We start from the raw sequence: 15745 nt of genomic DNA on the forward strand, positions 1-15745 counted from the left end.
AGCTGCGCGACAAAGGCATGAGCGAAGCCGACGTACACAAACTCGCGCCGCACAAGGTGATCCCGGGCAATCGTCCGAGCAACACCCTGGTGGTCGAGCGCATCAGCCCGCGTCGCCTCGGCGCACTGGTGGCGATGTACGAACACAAAGTCTTCGTGCAAAGCGTCATCTGGGGCATCAATGCCTTCGACCAGTGGGGCGTGGAGCTGGGCAAAGAGCTGGGCAAGGGCGTCTACAACCGCCTGGTCGGCAGTGAAGAAACCCCGGCCGAGGACGCCTCGACTCAAGGGCTGATCAACTACTTCCGCGGTCGGCACCGCGGGTAATCTGTCGAAATCTGCTGAAGCTGACCGGCCGCCGTGGGTCGTTTGTCCCCCCTCGTGGCAGACATCAATCGTCCAATAGCGGACTATCAGTATCACGTCATTACCTGGCGTTGTTCTGCGACGGCTAAAGCAAACTGAACTGTCTGACTCCCCCTTCAAATCGGACAATTGAAATGGATACAGATCGGCACCGGTTAACGCAGTTGCCGTGGTGTTGCGTTGAGCATTTTTTTCATCAGTCGCCGCAGGGAAGTGGCATCTCGGTATCCGACGCGTTCGGCGATGGTGTCCACTGAGTATTTGCTGTTAACCAGCAGCTCCCTGGCCTTATTGGCCTGGACCCGCTGGATCAGCCGCAACGGACTGTGGCCGGTGGCCTTGTGGATGTGTCGAGACAAGGTTCGCTCTGACAAGCCAAAGTCGGATGCCAGTGCCCTGACGCCGATGACCACCGGAAGCGAGGCTTCGATGTGGGCCGCCAGTTGCGCGATCAATTCATTTCCCTGAGCCATCATGGCAGGAACCATGAAGGGCGATTGCAGTTGCCGACCATCGATCAGTAGCGTCCGTGCAACCGCATCGGCCAATGCCGGGGAGAAACGGTTGCGCAGCAGCTGCAACATCAGATCGCTTTGACCTAACGCAGCACCCGCCGTCACCAGCGGCGGGTCGAGGATCACCATTCGGTCTGCATCTACCTTGCAGTCCGGCGCCCACTGCTGGAGTAGAGGCGCCATCCACCAAGAGGTGGTCACGCAGCGTCCTGCGAGCAGGTTCGCCGCCTGCAACACTAATACCGCACAGCACGACGCCGCGACCTGCCCTCCGGCCTAGACACTCCAAGTGCCAGCCGTTCGCCCTGCCCCGCTTTGCAACGGGGCAAGGCAGCTCATCGTTACTGTTTGATCAAATCACTGGGCTTCCAGCTCTGGTCGAAAAACGCTTGCTTGGGACCATACAAACGCACGATTACCAGGAAGCCTTTGCCCGGTACGGTACGAATCCAGTTCTTGCCCGTACCCGGTGATTCGGGGCCGAAGTAGAGGTCGGTCGAGCCATCGCTGTTCTGCGCCGGTTTGTCCATCTGGTTGAGCGACGGGAACGGCTGGCCGTTGTCCAGGCCCGAGGCGGTCAGGTTGTCGTAGGCCGTCACCGACCAGAACAACGCTGCCGGCACATTGGCGGGCAGGTTGAGCTTGTAGGTGTGGGCGCCGTCGAGGAACTTGCCGTCGGCATCGCGGGTGGTGGCGGGATATTTGGCGCCGGCGCCGACCATGTTCATCACCATGCCCGGGCTGTCCGAGTAGGCAGAGGTGAAGAACGCCACACGCTGTTCAAGGTTGGTGAACGTGCCGCTGGACTGGAACTCGGTGTTTTCCCCGGCGAAGGTGTTCACGTACTGGCGATCCGTGTAGTACAGGCCGCCCGGCTCTTTCATCAGCAGATGACTGGTGACCACCTTGCTCATCTTGAACGCGGTGCGTGCCGCCTCATCCAGCAGCTTGCGCCGCTCGGCATCCGGGGCGAAGACCTTGCCCTTTTCGATGCCGATGGTGTGCAGGAAGCCGCGCATGTCCATGTCCGCCGGGTCGACCGCTTCGGCTTCAATGAAGCGCGACAGCAGGTCGAAGTAACGGCCGTCCTCGGGGAACAGCATGTTGATCGGGGCACCGGTGGCATCGGGGAACTGCATCGGCAGCGCCGAATCCTTCTTGCCCAACGGATAGATCTTGGTGCGCTCGACTTCGGCCACCGGCACGCTCAGGTCTTTCGGGTCCTTGAAGAAGGTGCGCCAGAACAGGAACACGTTGTTGGTGCGCGAGCGGTAGACGTAGCCCTCAGTGGGTTCCGGGCCGGTGTAGCCAGGCGGCAGCAGCACATAGGTGCCGCCCTTGCCCTTGTCCGGGCCGGCCAGGCCGACGTCGCCGCGCCAGGTCTTGCCGTCAATGGTCGGACCGACAATCGGCCGCTGGAAGAAGTCGTCGAACATGCCCTGCACGCCGGGCGGTGCTTCGACCACCAGCGGACCGTACTTCGCCAGGTCCAGATAGCTCATTGCGTAGACCAGGTCGGAGTTCGGCGTGGTCACCAAGGTCTTGGCGTTGATGCGCTTTTTCCAGGTCGGCAGGATGTTGTAGCCGGCGCCGAATTGTTTCTCCGACGCCTCCTTCATCGACCAGATGTTGATGGCCGGCAACGACCAGAGATACGACTGCACGGCACGCTGGAAAATCAGCTCGTCGATCATGCTGCGTGCGGTGGCCTCGGTCGGGAAACCGTTTTCGAAGGGCTGGTTGGCCAGCTCTTCGTACCGCGTGGCGGCATCGGCGACGCCGCTCAGGGAGACCGCCACTGCCAGGGCGGTCAGGGTGTTACGCAAGCTGCTCATGGGATGTCCTTATGTGGCGCAGTTTGAAGATAAATAGGGGCACTGTTTTCAGTTGAGCTTGACCACCGCCGGCGGCGTCCACTGGCCGTTCATCGCGGCGGCTTCAGGCCAATAGGCGCGTACGTAGAGGGAGAAGTCGGCGCCCTTGGGCGCGGGCAGCCAGTTGCTTTCCTTGTCGGCACCCGGGGATTCGCTCTGCACGTACAGCGTCAGCGAGCCGTCGGCATTGGGCTTGAGCGATTTGTTCTTGGTGCCCAGGGAATAACGGCCCAGCGGGTTATCCGCGAAGAAGTGCTGTTCGTTATACAAAGTCAGCGACCAGAAACCCTTGACCGGCGGCAAGGCATCTTTAGGGAAGGTCACGCTGTAGCGCTGGCCGCCATTGAGGCGCGTGCCGGACTGATCCAGGTCCTGGTAGAAGTACTTGGTCTCGATCTGCTTGTTGACGAAGATGTTCGAGCGGGCCACCGCGGTGCGCAGGAAGTAGTCGGTGCCGAACGCTGCGCCGTTGTCGATAGTGCTCCAGTGATTGGGCAACTGCTTGCCATAGTTGCGGAACTGCAACAGCGGCTTGACCACTTCGACATCAGACTTTTGCGCCTCGTCGATCATGGCCTTTTTAAGCACCGGATCACGCTGGGCGATCTGTGCCAGTACCGACAACTGCGCATAGCGTGCTTCTTCGCCGGGCAATGGCTTGGCGTCCTTGAGGAGTGCCGGCAGTTCATCGAAGAATTTTTCCGGTAGCACCCAGCGGGTTTCTTCGGCGCCTGCCGCTTCTGCCGGGAATTTCGGCGACTTGCTCCAGTCACGCTGCTTGAGCTTACCGTCGTACTTGGACACCGGGTACATATCGATGCCGGACAAGTACTGTTGAATCGCCTTGCGATCCTCGGTTGTATCGTCCTGGAACACCCGTGGAATCACGAAACCGGTGTTGGTCTTGGCGCGGAAAACCTGGGTGATGCCCTCAGGCACCTTGCCGTTCCAGTCCGGGCCCACCAGCAGGTAGAAACCGGGTTTGGTGCCGTACATCTTGCCCAATTCGGCGAAGCTGTCGGAGCGCAGGTCCACGACCTGATACACCCAGAACCGGTCGCCGAAATCCGGTACCTGCAACACCACCGGCTCCAGATCCAGCGCGATGCTGCCGGCGCCGTAGACCACGTCCTGGTTCGGGCAGGCCACCAGGCGTTCACCCGGCGAGATGTAATCGGTGAGCATCGACAGATGATTGATCGGCGCCACGGGCACGATGCCGCCCATCAGGCCGGCTTGCGGCAGATCCTTGAACTTCAGCCGCCGGTTATAGATGTTGGCCATCGGCCAACCCCAGAAATAGGCTTCGCGCGCCATCATGCGCACATAGGTTTCGGTCACCTTCACATCGGCCTCAGGCCCGGACACCTGAGCCACCGGCTCACTCTGCGCCTGCACGGCAGTCGCGCCGAGCAACATCGCCGTTGCGAGCAGGCAAAGGGAGAAAAGAGGAGTCTTTTTCATGAAGGTGCTTCCTTGCTTGGGAGTTTTACAAAGATGTGTTCTTACTTGGAATCACATCTAGAGAAACTACCAGACGAATATGATTCGACCAAGAAGAGCCGTGAACTAAGTCATGTTGTTCGCCGCTGCTGTCCGCAAGAAAGTTTATGCCAAACTGATGTGCTTCGAGCCTTTAAACCGACCGGTTGAGCATTAGCAAACGTACTGCCAGAGCCGTCATCACCACAGCAAAGCTATAAGTGCCAAGGCGTTTGGAAAATAGGCCCTCGCGGAAACGACCATGCAGTCGACCGCTGAAGAATCCGAGCAGGGAATGGAAAATCAGTGCGATCAGCGCAAGCAATAATCCCAAGAATATCAACTGTGAGGTAACGCTGCTTACACCCACGCTCACGAACTGCGGTAGGAATACCATGAAGAACAACAGCGCTTTGGGGTTCAACAGGCTGTTGAGCGTGGCTCTGACAAAAATCTTGCGCATCGAAGCCTGTGTTGCTTGAGCATCTGTATCCACAGGAGGAGCCCTCAATGCTTGCCAGGCCAACCACATTAGATAACAAGCGCCTGCCCACCGCAGCAGGTCAAATGCAGGAGCCCAACTCATTACCAGTGCGCCAAGCCCCGTACTGACAATGATGGTCATCAGCACATCGGCCAGGGTTATTCCCAGAGCTGCGGCGATACCCGCGCGCCAGCCGTGGGCAACTGCATGACTGGTGACGATAGCCATGTTAGGGCCAGGCACTATCAGCAACAGCAAGGCTGCAACAACGAAAAGGTAGAGATTAGTGGTGTCCGGCATAAAAATACGTCCTTCGGGAAGAAGTTATGCTAACCGGTGGTGATTAGGCAGACGCAGGTACAGTGAGGGTTGATTTGGCCATAACAGTCAGGCATGAAAAAAAAGAATCTGAAAACATGTCGACTGGTTGAAAACAAAGTCAAAAACAGCCCTTGGGAGAGCGTCTGCTCTTGGCCCAGAGTGTGTAAAAACGCTTCGCCAAAATTGAAGTGGGCGCATCTACGTTAAATCTGAAATTTATCGACACGTCAGCAGATGTGGATTTCGCGTAGAAGCGCGATTTCCAGTCCAGCTTTGAGTACCTGTCGCGCTCAAAAACGTTTTTACACACCCTCGGCCGTTTTCAGCCGGTCACCAAAGGCAGAAAACGGCCAGAAACAGTCACTGGAAACCCATCAGCGAATTTGTAATGAGCTTCCCATTGCCCGCTCTACCTTGTTAGAGCAGGCTGGTACGGGATGAGTGACTGCTAAACTCTACTCCGCCAACCCTAACCGCAACCGGCTTCGATGGGATAAGCCGGCTTGCAAGGCAAATGCAACTATCACGGTAGATGGCGCGGAAAAGCTGCTCAGGCCGCCGCCGGAAAACATCAACGCAAGACCCAATGCGGCGGCGCCAAACCAGGCCGTCAAGCCCACCGGGTTAAACGCGACCACCCGTTCGAGCGCTGCCACGTCACTGCGTCCGTAGACAATCTGCGCCAACGCCACACCCACCCAGGCCACCACGAAAATCCCCTGATAGGCCAACGCCTTGAGGAGGTAGGCAAACACGTCTGCGAGCATCAAGCCGTAGACGATCACCCCCACCGCCACTGCCCACATCAGGTACGAACCGCGAAGGCCAATTCGACCAAAGAACGCCTGCATGTTCAGGGTTGCCAAGTAATAGTTGGCGGTGTTGATCCGGGTTTGTGTGGCCCAGACAAACAGCAATCCCCACAGGCCCATCAACTGCAAAATCGCCATCACCACCGAGACTTCGTTCAGCGCGCCTTCGTGGGGAATGCTGCTGACCAGGTAAATACCCGCCGCGCCGTTGAGCAGAAACGTCACCGCGTAGAACGGCATGCCGAAGTTCCAGCGACCGTGGTACTCGGCGTCTTCAGGCTTGCCGAAACGCGCATAGTCGAAGGTGAACAGCATCAACACCCAGACGCCCATGTAGGCGACAAAACAATCCCACCAGCCGAATGCACCAGGCGTTGCCGGGCCGAAATCCAGCCATTGCGGCTGGTAGCCATAACGGCTGATCGATAGCCCCACCGCCACCAGCAAACCACCGAGATACACCGGCAGCAACACACCGTTGAGCTTGTCCAGCCAGTGCTGCACGCTGCCCAGGATCATCGGCACGCTGTAGAGCACCACCACCAATGCCGCCAGCGGATAGACCAGTTCCGGGTACAGGTGATTGAGCGCGACGGCGATCACCGAACCTTCAAACACCGCGTAATAGATCGCGGTCGAGAAGAAAATCAATGTCGCCAGGCACGCCCCGGTGCTGCCGAACAACAGCCGTGAAAACAACGCCACCGACAAACCGCTGCGAATCGCAAAGCGGCTGAGCACGCTGTTGACCAGTCCATAACTGATCACCGACAGGACCATGCCGATCAGCGCATTGCGCGCACCGAACGACAACGCCAATGAAGCACCCACCACGATGTAAAACATTGCACTGCACACCGCCCACCAGGCCATGGTCAGGGACAGTCGACCCATGCGCGCTTCGGTGGGAACAGGATGATGCGCCGGGTCTTGCCCGGTTTGACTCGATTGCGATAAAGCAGCCATATGCGTGAACTCCAAAACCAGTCAAAGGTTGAAGCGCGGGCAGCCGTCACCACGCCGAAGTGCGGCGTTGGCGTACCGTTTGGCATGGCCCGCGCTAGACGGCGGGCAGAATCAGGAAGGGAACAGCTTGCTCAGGCAGCTGAGTTTTTTCTTATAGGAACGTCGCGCTTCCAGCGCCTCTTCGAGGGTTACCGCGACAAAGCGGGCCTTCTGGTTGGGTTGCATCTGGCCGATCAAATCGAGGTCGGCGCTGATAACCGTGCCAATCATCGCGTAGCCGCCGCCGGACACCGCATCACGGTGCAGCACGATGGGTTCGAGCCCGGCGGGCACCTGGATCGAACCGATCGGGTAGCAACTGTCGACGATGTTCGACGGATCAGAACCGGCACCGAACGGCTGCTCCCGGGGCTGAAAGCTCAGCGCACTACCGCCCTTGAAGCGATAGCCGATGCGGTCGGCTTCCGAACCGACCGTCCACGGCTCGGCGAAAAAGCTCTTCGCCGCCGATTCGGTCAAGCGGTGGTAGTACAAGCCGGGCACCACCCGCAGGGTGATTTCGCCACCCAATGATTGCCGTAAGGCCATGGGCAAACTGGCCCCGGCGCGGCTCCTGCCACTGGCGATGCCCACCGGCAATTCGTCGCCTGCAATCAGGCGTCGCCCCTGAAAACCGCCGAGCGCGCCCAGCGCATAGGTGGAGCGACTGCCGAGCACCACCGGCACATCAATGCCGCCAGCCACCGCCACGTAGGCACGAGCACCGGCCTTGGGAAAGTCAAAGCGCAGTACTTGCCCGGCTTTCACCATGAACGCGGTGTCGTGGTGCATTTCCACGCCATCGACCCGTGGCGTCATGTGCGCGCCGCTGACCGCCACCAATGCATCCTGCTGAAACTCCAACTCAGGCCCGAGCAGCGTGCATTCCAGCGCCGCCAAACCTGCCGGGTTGCCGACCAGTTGATTGGCCGCGCTCAAGGCGTATTGATCCAGCGCGCCGGATGGCGGAATGCCCAAGTGGTAATACCCTTCGCGGCCCAGGTCTTGTACCGAAGTGGCGAGGCCGGGTTTGAGGACCTTGATCATGCCAACACCTCCTGCAACGACTTGGGATAGCCAACGGGATCGGCGAGGAACGCGTCCAGCGAAAACTCCACCGGCCGAATCCGCAGATCAAAACAACCGGCTTCCACTTCGGCCACCGCGTGGTCGTAGGCTTCACGGTCCATCGGTTTGAACTGCACGATGTCGCCTGGACGGAAAAACACCATGTGTTCTTGCAGGTACGCGAGGTTCTGTTGCGGGTCGTAGATCGGCGCGGGCGTGACGCCAAACATCTGATAACCGCCGGCGCCGCGCACCGAGTAAATGCAACCAAAGCAACCGCCGTGACCAAGGGTCAATTTCGGTGTGTCGGTGCGCGGGCGCAGGTACTTGGGCACCTGCAACTGACGCTCGCGCTCGACCATCTGGAACATGAACGGCAGCCCGGCAACGAAGCCGACCATCGAGACAAACCACGGCGCGCCACTGTGGGCCGCGATGAATGCATCGACGTCGGCCAGACCGTTGATTCGTGCGGCGTATTCCAGGTCCGTGGCGCTCGGGTCTTGATGGCGGTCGCGAAAACGCATCAGGGTTTCGTGGGTCCAGGGATCGTTGTAGAGCACCGGAATCTCGATAATCCGCGTCTGCAAAGTGCGCTCGGCAACGGCTCCGGCCTCGGCGATTTTTACCGCTTCGAGCAAGGTGTGAGGGGCGATGCGATCCGGGTCGAAACGAATCTGGAATGAGGCGTTGGCCAGGCAGATATCGAGCACGCCATCCAGCGCCAGCCGTTCCACGGCGCGGGTGACGGCCAATCCTTTGAAGAACGCGTCCAGGGACATGCTGTCGCTGACTTCGGCAAACAAATGCTCATCGGCGCCAAAGCTGTAGCGGATGGGAGTACTCATGCTTCACCTCCGCTGCGGCGCTCGGCCAGCCAGGTTTCCAGGGTGCCGGTGTGAAAGTCGGCGCTGTGCAGCCACGGTTGTTCCAGCAATTCTCCGTGCAACGCCAAGGTGTTGGCCATGCCGGTGAGCGTGGTTTGCTCTACTGCCACCCGTGCGCGAGCCAGGGCCTCGGCACGATCACAGCCATGGACAATCAGCTTGGCCAGCAGCGAGTCATAGTACGGCGGCACGCGGTAACCTTGATAGAGATGGGTGTCAACGCGAACGCCCTTGCCTTGCGGCCAGATCAACGATTCGACCAGACCGGGGCTGGGGAAGAAATCCCGTGCCGGGTCCTCGGCATTCAGGCGCATTTGCAACGCGGCACCTTGGAGCTGGATGTCGCTTTGCTTGAAGCCCAGCGGCTCACCACCGGCAATGCGCAACATGGCCTGAACCAGGTCAATACCGGTGATCAGCTCGCTGACCGGGTGCTCAACCTGAATCCGCGTGTTCATCTCGATAAAGAAAAACTCGCCGGTGGCATCGTCGTACAGGTATTCCAGGGTGCCGGCGCCCTTGTAGCCCAGCGACTCGGCCAGGCGTACGGCGCTGGCGCAAAGCGTCTCGCGCTGCTGCGGATCGAGGGCCGGCGACGGTGCTTCTTCAAAGATCTTCTGCCGACGTCGTTGCAGCGAACATTCGCGCTCGAACAAATGCACGGCGTGCTGTCCATCGCCCAACACCTGTACTTCGATGTGCCGGGCACGGCTGATAAACCGCTCCAGATACACCGCGCCGTTGCCGAATGCTGCCTGTGCCTCGCGCTGGGAACGGGGAAATTCTTCGCTCAGTTGCTCGGCGTTTTCCGCCAGCCGAATACCGCGCCCGCCGCCACCGGCCGAAGCCTTGATCAACAGTGGATAGCCGACCGATTCGGCCGCCTCGAGCGCCGACGCGACGTCGAACAGTTCACCGGGCGAACCCGGCACCACCGGTACGCCGGCCTCCTGCGCAGTACGCCGCGCCTCGGCCTTGTCGCCCATGCGGCGGATGGTATCGGGGCTTGGTCCAACGAAAATCGCACCGGCCGCGAGCACCGCTTCGGCGAAATCGGCGTTCTCCGAGAGAAACCCATATCCCGGATGGACCGCGTTGGCGCCCGTAGCTTTAAGGGCACCGAGCAATGCCTCGACGTTCAGGTAACTTTTATCGGCACGGGCCGGGCCGAGAATGTGCACCTCGTCGGCCATGCGCGCCGCCCGGGAATCGACGTCCGCTTCGCTGCATGCAGCAACGGTGGGAATCCCCAGCTCCCTGGCGGCACGGATAATCCGCACGGCAATCTCGCCGCGGTTGGCGATCAGTAATTTACGAATGCCTTGAGTCATGATCGTGCCCTCACTCGTCGTCGAGTGTTGCGATGACCTGACCCGGCTCCACCGGATCACCGTCTTCTACCAGGAAGGCGCTGAGGCGACCGGCCGTCCCGGCGGTCAGTTCGGAAAACTGCTTCATGACCTCGATCAGGCCAATCACCGTGTCGGCGCTGACTTGCGCGCCGACCTCGACGTAGTTCGCCGATTCAGGTGTGGCTTTGCGATAGAAGGTACCTGGCAATGGGGTGATGACAGTGTGTTCGGCCATGTCTGTTCCTTTTGGAATAGTTGTAGAAAGGCAGGCAAAAATGAGTCGGTATTCAATCCCTGGCGTCTGTGTGCCGGGTCATTCGTCCAGCTTCAGCGCGGAGCGCGAACCTTGATCCCGGCGTTATCCAGTGCTCTGCGTGTGGCCTCAACCAACGACAGAGCACCAGGGGTGTCGCTGTGCAAACAAATGGAGTCGAATTCAATCGCCAGGTCTTCACCTTCGACTGTGCGCACCACACCTTCCTGGCAGGCCCGCAGCACACGCGCGGCCACCTGGGCCGGGTCGTAGGCGCGCACGTTGCGGGTGAAGACGATGGAGCCGCTCAAGTCGTATTCGCGGTCGGCATAGAACTCGCGAATCACCGGTTGCCCCAGCTCTTTGGCGACGCGCCAGATCACCGAGTCGGGCATGCAATACAGCAGCAACTCAGGCTCCAGGCGCTGCAGGTTCTCCACCAGCAAACGGGCGGCTTCCTCGTCCCGGGCCAGGTGCATGTACAACGCGCCATGGGGTTTGATGTGTTGCAGCGCCACGCCTTGAACCCGGGCGAGTTCACGCAAGGCACCCAACTGGTAAAGCATGTCGTCGACCAGTTCCTGCGCCGGGGCATTGATATGTCGGCGGCCAAAACCGACCAGGTCGCGAAACCCTGGATGCGCGCCGATGGCCACGCCCAGGCTTTTCGCCCGTTCGATCGTGCGACGCATGGTGCCGGGATCGCCGGCATGAAAACCGGTGGCGATGTTGGCCGAGCTGATGAAGGCCATCAGTTCATTGTCGACGCCGTCGCCGATGGTCCATGGACCGAAGCCTTCGCCCATGTCCGAGTTGAAATCTATTGCCTGCATGACGCTTGCTCCTGACGCTTGTGACTTCATGCAGACCACGTTAAATTCCAGCCACCCCCTTGGGAAGATCTATTATCAGATGGGTCATCTTCTGAAAAACAGATACCTCGTCGTCCGGAGTTTTCATGTCACTGACCCTGCGCCAGGTCCGCTATTTCGTCGCTACGGCCGAAATCGGGCAAATCTCGCAAGCCGCGATTCATTTGAATATTTCCCAGTCGGCGGTGACCACCGCGATCAAGGAACTGGAGGGGATTCTCGGCACACTGTTGTTCCAGCGCTCGGCCCAGGGCATGAGCCTGACCGATGCCGGTCGGCACTTTCTCAATCGTGCCTATGTGATTCTGCGCAGCGTCGATGACGCGTTGAACAGCCCGCTGCCGGACATTCGCGCCAGTGGCCTGTTGCGATTGGCAGCGAGTTACACGGTGATCGGGTACTTCCTGCCGCACCACCTGCAACGCCTTGAACACTGGCACCCGGACGTGGCAATCGAGGTCCACGAACAGGAGCGCACGGCCATCGAGGAAGGCCTGCTGGAGGGTCGGTTCGACATGGCAGTGGTGCTGACCGCGAACCTGACGCACCCGGACATCGTCTCGGAAATCCTCTTCAACTCCGAGCGTCGGCTCTGGTTGCCCAGCCATCATCCGCTATGCGAACGCTCGGCCGTCAGCCTCGCCGACGTCGCGAAAGAGCCCTACATCCTGCTGACCGTCGACGAAGCCGAACAAAGCGCCATGCGCTACTGGGAACATGCGCATCAGCAGCCAAACGTGCGGGTGCGTACCAGTTCAGTCGAAGCGGTGCGCAGCATGGTCGCCAATGGCAGCGGCGTGGCAATCCTCTCGGACCTGGTGCACCGCCCCTGGTCACTGGAAGGAAAACGCATCGAAACCCTGACAGTCACCGACAAGGTGACGCCGATGAGTGTCGGACTGGCGTGGCATCGCGAGCGCGAATTCAGCCCGGCGATGCAGGCGTTTCGTAACTATTTCCACGATGCATTTCTGGCGCCGCAACAGCTGTCTGCGCGACGCTGAAATCAGCGAAAACCATGCCCTCCTTTTGTGGACTTACGATGAGAGCTTTGGGCCATTTCCGGTCTGTTGTGACGGGAAGATTTTGGCCGTTTTCTGCCCGTCACGAATGACCGGTCGTTTTCAGCCGGCCGCCACAGGCAGAAAGCAGCCAGTGGCAGCCATTCAGGCCACCCGCAATGCTTCATGGAATAAAACCGAAGAAGCCATCCCCTCCTGACCTACTCGCAACACCTCACACCCCTGAGCCGTCGTCCGTCTCCGATCAAATGCAATCCATCAAAATCGATACCCACTGTTGAGATGCCCGGTTCTCACCTACTCCCCCATTCCCGATTGACATCCCTCGTCCAAAGCCATTTCACGCGTCTTTCCAACCCAGCAATCCGTCTCTCGACTTCACTCACGATAATTAACTTTAAGTAAACAGTGTAATAACCACGACCCCATTCAATCCTTTTAGCTCAGCTGATAATTTTAATTCAGCGCCTTAACCACATCTTTCATATGGAATTGCCCCTTGGGCATGCCGGCGTCCTTTTGCACAACCAAAAGCTCCAAACAAAAAAACAAGCCTTGAGATGCAGTGAGGAAATCAAAGTGGATAAAGACTCAGCCGTTGATTCGCTGACTGATGTGATGGCCAAGTTCACGGCCTATATCGGCAAGCGCCTGCCCACCGACGTGAAGAAAAAGACTGCCCAGTTGCGCGCAGCGGAAACCAATCCATTGGCCATTGCTGTCTATGACTCCATGGCCGAGAACCAGGACTACGCCGACAAGCTGGATCGGCCCAGCTGTCAGGACACCGGGGTGATTCAGTACTTCATCAGCGCTGGCGCCCGGTTCCCGCTGTTGGGCGAGCTGGAGAGCATCCTCGAAAACGCCACGCGCGAGGCCACCATCAAGGGTCCCCTGCGCCATAACGCAGTGGAGACCTTTATTGAGAAGAACACCGGCACCAACACTGGCTCGAAGATTCCGTGGCTGGACTGGGAGATCATTCCGGATGCCGACTATGCATTGATCGATGTGTACATGGCCGGTGGCGGTTGCACGTTGCCTGGCTCGGCGAAGGTGTTGATGCCCGGTCAGGGTTATGAAGGCATCACCGAGTTTGTCTTTGACGTCATTACGTCGCGCGGCGTCAATGCCTGCCCGCCACTGTTGGTTGGCGTGGGCGTCTCGACGTCGGTGGAGACGGCTGCCCGTTTGTCCAAGCGGGCGATTCTGCGCCCGGTGGACTCCAGCCACCCGAACGAAAGCGCGGCACTCATGGAGCAATTGCTGGAGCAAGGGTTGAACGAGGTGGGCATCGGCCCACAGGGCCTGACCGGTAACAGCAGTGTGATGGGGGTGAACATCGAGTCATCGGCGCGTCACCCTTCCACCATTGGCGTGGCCGTGTCCACCGGTTGCTGGGCGCATCGGCGCGGCAAGATCCGCATCAACGCCGACCTGTCCTACGACATCCTCTCCCATGAAGGAGTAGTACTGTGATCAAAGTCCTTAATACCCCTATCAAGGACGAGGACCTGGCCGGTCTGAACGTCGGTGACGTGGTGTACCTCACAGGCCAACTGGTGACCTGCCGTGATGTGGCGCACCGTCGCCTGATCGAGCTCAAGCGCGAGCTGCCGGTAGACCTGCGCGGTGGCGCGATTTTCCATGCCGGCCCCATTGTGCGCAAGAAAGATGATGGCAACTTCGAGATGGTGTCCATCGGGCCGACCACCAGCATGCGCATGGAAAAATTCGAGAAGCAGTTTATCGAACAAACCGGGGTCAAACTGATCATCGGCAAAGGCGGCATGGGGCCTGAAACAACCGCTGGCTGCCTGGAAAACAAGGCGGTGCATGCGGTGTTCCCGGGTGGTTGCGCGGTATTGGCCGCCACCAAGGTGGAGGAAATCGAGCGCGCCGAGTGGCAGGACCTGGGCATGCCGGAAACCCTTTGGGTGAACCGGGTACGCGAGTTCGGCCCGCTGATCATTTCCATCGACACCAAGGGCAACAACCTCTTCGAACAGAACAAGGTGCGCTTCAACGAGCGCAAAGGGTCGATCATCGAGAAGATCAACGCCCAGGTACGCTTCATTAAATGATCCGCGGGTGAGTGATTCTGTTCACTTAAGTACGAACAGATCACCTGTGGCGAGGGAGCTTGCTCCCGTTGGGCTGCGCAGCAGACCCCTGTTTTTTTTAAACAAAGAGCAGGGCCGCTGCGCGCCCCAACGGGAGCAAGCTCCCTCGCCACAGGTTGTGCTTCCCGATCCCATGTAATGCCCTCAGCAACACCCTTTCCTGCCAATGCCCTGAGCCTTTCTGCCACGCCTGGACCGCAGGTCCTTGCATCACCCTCCTCTCAGTAAAAACCAGGCCCGCGATCCTCACGGCTCATGCCCGGCCAATCGCTCACATCTGCGAAAACGGCATAGACACAAAGGCTTTTCGCGCAGGATCGGCTGGAGTATATGTATTGAAACGCAAGCGATGGTTTAGCGTAAAACAACGCGATAATTAATCTGGAGTCATGAATGACGAACACCCAGGACTTGGGTTTTTTCTTCCTGCTGGCTAAACAGGGCAGCCTGGTCGCCACCGCCAGGGAGCTTGGCGTGACGCCACCGGCCGTCAGTAAACGCCTGGCTTCGCTGGAAGCACGGCTGGGGGTTCAGCTTGTCAACCGCACGACCCGCTCCATGAGCCTTACCCCCGAGGGTGAACTGTATTACGCGCATACCGCGCGCATTCTTACCCAGGTCGACGAAATGGAGCAGCTGGTCAGCAGCAGCCGCGCCACGCCCAAGGGGCTGATCCGGGTGAACGCATCACTGGGTTTCGGCCGTCGGCATATCGGCCCTGCGCTGGCGGCTTTCTACGCCCGTTATCCGGAGGTGGAAATCCAGCTGGAAATCAGTGACCACCCGTTGGATCTCGCCACCCACGGCTTCGACTTGGGCATTCGCTTCGGCACGCTGCCGGACGCTGCGCTACATGCCCGCAAAATTGCCTCAAACCGGCGGTTGCTGTGCGCTTCGCCGATTTATCTGGATAAGCATGGGACCCCGGAAAAACTCTCCGACCTGCAAAACCACAACTGCATTTTCATTCGCCAGAACGAATCCCCCTACGGTGTATGGAACTTCAACAACGGCGGGCGGACCGAGAGCATCAAGGTTCGCGGGGCCCTGGGCTGCAACGACGGTGAGGTCGCCCTGAACTGGGCGCTGGAGGGTTACGGTGTGCTGCTGCGCGCCGAGTGGGACATCGCCCGCTATGTACGCAGCGGGCGGCTGCGCCTGGTGATGGAGGACCATACCCCCACCCGCGCAGACGTGTATGCGGTCTACCCGCAGCAACTGCACCTGTCAGCCCGGGTACGCAGCCTGATCGACTTTCTGATCGAACGCTTCAAGCAGATCGATAACATCGAAGACCGCGGATAAAAAAA

General features: G+C 59.4%; 13 protein-coding genes and 2 pseudogenes. 5 read left to right on the plus strand and 10 right to left on the minus strand.

Annotated features, from left to right (window positions below; translation table 11 throughout):
* Nucleotides 1-326 (plus strand): annotated as a pseudogene (locus KW846_RS17785) (glucose-6-phosphate isomerase); the annotation flags it as partial.
* A 194-nt stretch (nt 327-520) separates the two neighbouring features.
* On the opposite strand, the pseudogene KW846_RS30495 reads toward KW846_RS17785, so the two are convergent.
* The 10 genes and pseudogenes from KW846_RS30495 to KW846_RS17835 all read right to left on the minus strand — a co-directional run.
* Nucleotides 521-1153 (minus strand): annotated as a pseudogene (locus KW846_RS30495) (GlxA family transcriptional regulator); the annotation flags it as partial.
* 68 nt (nt 1154-1221) lie between these two features.
* Nucleotides 1222-2715, minus strand: coding sequence for a DUF1254 domain-containing protein (locus KW846_RS17795; RefSeq protein ID WP_218483881.1), 1494 nt, complete (start codon nt 2713-2715; stop codon nt 1222-1224).
* 48 nt (nt 2716-2763) lie between these two features.
* Nucleotides 2764-4218, minus strand: a complete 1455-nt coding sequence (locus KW846_RS17800) for a DUF1254 domain-containing protein (RefSeq protein ID WP_218483883.1) — start codon at nt 4216-4218, stop codon at nt 2764-2766.
* A gap of 172 nt (nt 4219-4390) precedes the next feature.
* Nucleotides 4391-5020, minus strand: coding sequence for a LysE family translocator (locus KW846_RS17805; RefSeq protein ID WP_218483885.1), 630 nt, complete (start codon nt 5018-5020; stop codon nt 4391-4393).
* Nucleotides 5021-5496: 476 nt separating this feature from the next.
* The gene (locus KW846_RS17810; protein WP_218483887.1) at nt 5497-6819 is read right to left on the minus strand and encodes a cytosine permease; all 1323 of its coding nucleotides are present in this window, start codon (nt 6817-6819) and stop codon (nt 5497-5499) included.
* A gap of 111 nt (nt 6820-6930) precedes the next feature.
* The gene (locus tag KW846_RS17815; RefSeq protein ID WP_218483888.1) at nt 6931-7905 is read right to left on the minus strand and encodes a biotin-dependent carboxyltransferase family protein; all 975 of its coding nucleotides are present in this window, start codon (nt 7903-7905) and stop codon (nt 6931-6933) included.
* Nucleotides 7902-8774 (minus strand): allophanate hydrolase subunit 1, encoded by an 873-nt coding sequence (locus KW846_RS17820; protein ID WP_218483890.1) that lies wholly within the window; start codon nt 8772-8774, stop codon nt 7902-7904. Before KW846_RS17820 ends, KW846_RS17815 begins: the two co-directional genes overlap by 4 nt.
* On the minus strand, nt 8771-10144 hold the full coding sequence (locus KW846_RS17825) for an acetyl-CoA carboxylase biotin carboxylase subunit (protein ID WP_218483892.1): 1374 nt from the start codon (nt 10142-10144) through the stop codon (nt 8771-8773). Before KW846_RS17825 ends, KW846_RS17820 begins: the two co-directional genes overlap by 4 nt.
* Nucleotides 10145-10154: 10 nt before the next feature.
* Nucleotides 10155-10400 (minus strand): acetyl-CoA carboxylase, encoded by a 246-nt coding sequence (locus KW846_RS17830; protein WP_218483894.1) that lies wholly within the window; start codon nt 10398-10400, stop codon nt 10155-10157.
* A gap of 92 nt (nt 10401-10492) precedes the next feature.
* Entirely contained in the window at nt 10493-11251 is a 759-nt protein-coding gene (locus KW846_RS17835; protein WP_218483896.1) for a 5-oxoprolinase subunit PxpA, read from the minus strand.
* A 125-nt stretch (nt 11252-11376) separates the two neighbouring features.
* Here KW846_RS17835 and KW846_RS17840 point away from each other — a divergent pair, with 125 nt between their 5' ends.
* The 4 genes from KW846_RS17840 to KW846_RS17855 all read left to right on the plus strand — a co-directional run bounded on the left by KW846_RS17840 (nt 11377) and on the right by KW846_RS17855 (nt 15740).
* Nucleotides 11377-12294, plus strand: a complete 918-nt coding sequence (locus KW846_RS17840) for a LysR family transcriptional regulator (RefSeq protein ID WP_007972975.1) — start codon at nt 11377-11379, stop codon at nt 12292-12294.
* 597 nt (nt 12295-12891) lie between these two features.
* Complete coding sequence (ttdA, locus tag KW846_RS17845; RefSeq protein ID WP_218483899.1) at nt 12892-13791, plus strand: L(+)-tartrate dehydratase subunit alpha; 900 nt, start codon at nt 12892-12894, stop codon at nt 13789-13791.
* A complete protein-coding gene (gene ttdB / locus KW846_RS17850; protein WP_007972978.1) occupies nt 13788-14396 on the plus strand; it encodes a L(+)-tartrate dehydratase subunit beta in 609 nt (202 codons plus the stop codon). The genes ttdA and ttdB overlap by 4 nt, the downstream gene beginning before the upstream one ends.
* Before the next feature lie 432 nt (nt 14397-14828).
* The gene (locus KW846_RS17855; RefSeq protein WP_007972980.1) at nt 14829-15740 is read left to right on the plus strand and encodes a LysR family transcriptional regulator; all 912 of its coding nucleotides are present in this window, start codon (nt 14829-14831) and stop codon (nt 15738-15740) included.
* Nucleotides 15741-15745: the final 5 nt, after the last annotated feature.

This window comes from Pseudomonas sp. PDM32 (assembly GCF_019219225.1).
GTDB lineage: Bacteria > Pseudomonadota > Gammaproteobacteria > Pseudomonadales > Pseudomonadaceae > Aquipseudomonas > Aquipseudomonas laurylsulfatiphila.

What these genes read in the sequence shown, in the direction of transcription:
- KW846_RS17795 (WP_218483881.1), bottom strand. Translation starts at nt 2,715, where the DNA reads ATGAGCAGCTTGCGTAACACCCTGACCGCCCTGGCAGTGGCGGTCTCC.
- KW846_RS17800 (WP_218483883.1), bottom strand. Translation starts at nt 4,218, where the DNA reads ATGAAAAAGACTCCTCTTTTCTCCCTTTGCCTGCTCGCAACGGCGATG.
- KW846_RS17805 (WP_218483885.1), bottom strand. Translation starts at nt 5,020, where the DNA reads ATGCCGGACACCACTAATCTCTACCTTTTCGTTGTTGCAGCCTTGCTG.
- KW846_RS17810 (WP_218483887.1), bottom strand. Translation starts at nt 6,819, where the DNA reads ATGGCTGCTTTATCGCAATCGAGTCAAACCGGGCAAGACCCGGCGCAT.
- KW846_RS17815 (WP_218483888.1), bottom strand. Translation starts at nt 7,905, where the DNA reads ATGATCAAGGTCCTCAAACCCGGCCTCGCCACTTCGGTACAAGACCTG.
- KW846_RS17820 (WP_218483890.1), bottom strand. Translation starts at nt 8,774, where the DNA reads ATGAGTACTCCCATCCGCTACAGCTTTGGCGCCGATGAGCATTTGTTT.
- KW846_RS17825 (WP_218483892.1), bottom strand. Translation starts at nt 10,144, where the DNA reads ATGACTCAAGGCATTCGTAAATTACTGATCGCCAACCGCGGCGAGATT.
- KW846_RS17830 (WP_218483894.1), bottom strand. Translation starts at nt 10,400, where the DNA reads ATGGCCGAACACACTGTCATCACCCCATTGCCAGGTACCTTCTATCGC.
- KW846_RS17835 (WP_218483896.1), bottom strand. Translation starts at nt 11,251, where the DNA reads ATGCAGGCAATAGATTTCAACTCGGACATGGGCGAAGGCTTCGGTCCA.
- KW846_RS17840 (WP_007972975.1), top strand. Translation starts at nt 11,377, where the DNA reads ATGTCACTGACCCTGCGCCAGGTCCGCTATTTCGTCGCTACGGCCGAA.
- KW846_RS17855 (WP_007972980.1), top strand. Translation starts at nt 14,829, where the DNA reads ATGACGAACACCCAGGACTTGGGTTTTTTCTTCCTGCTGGCTAAACAG.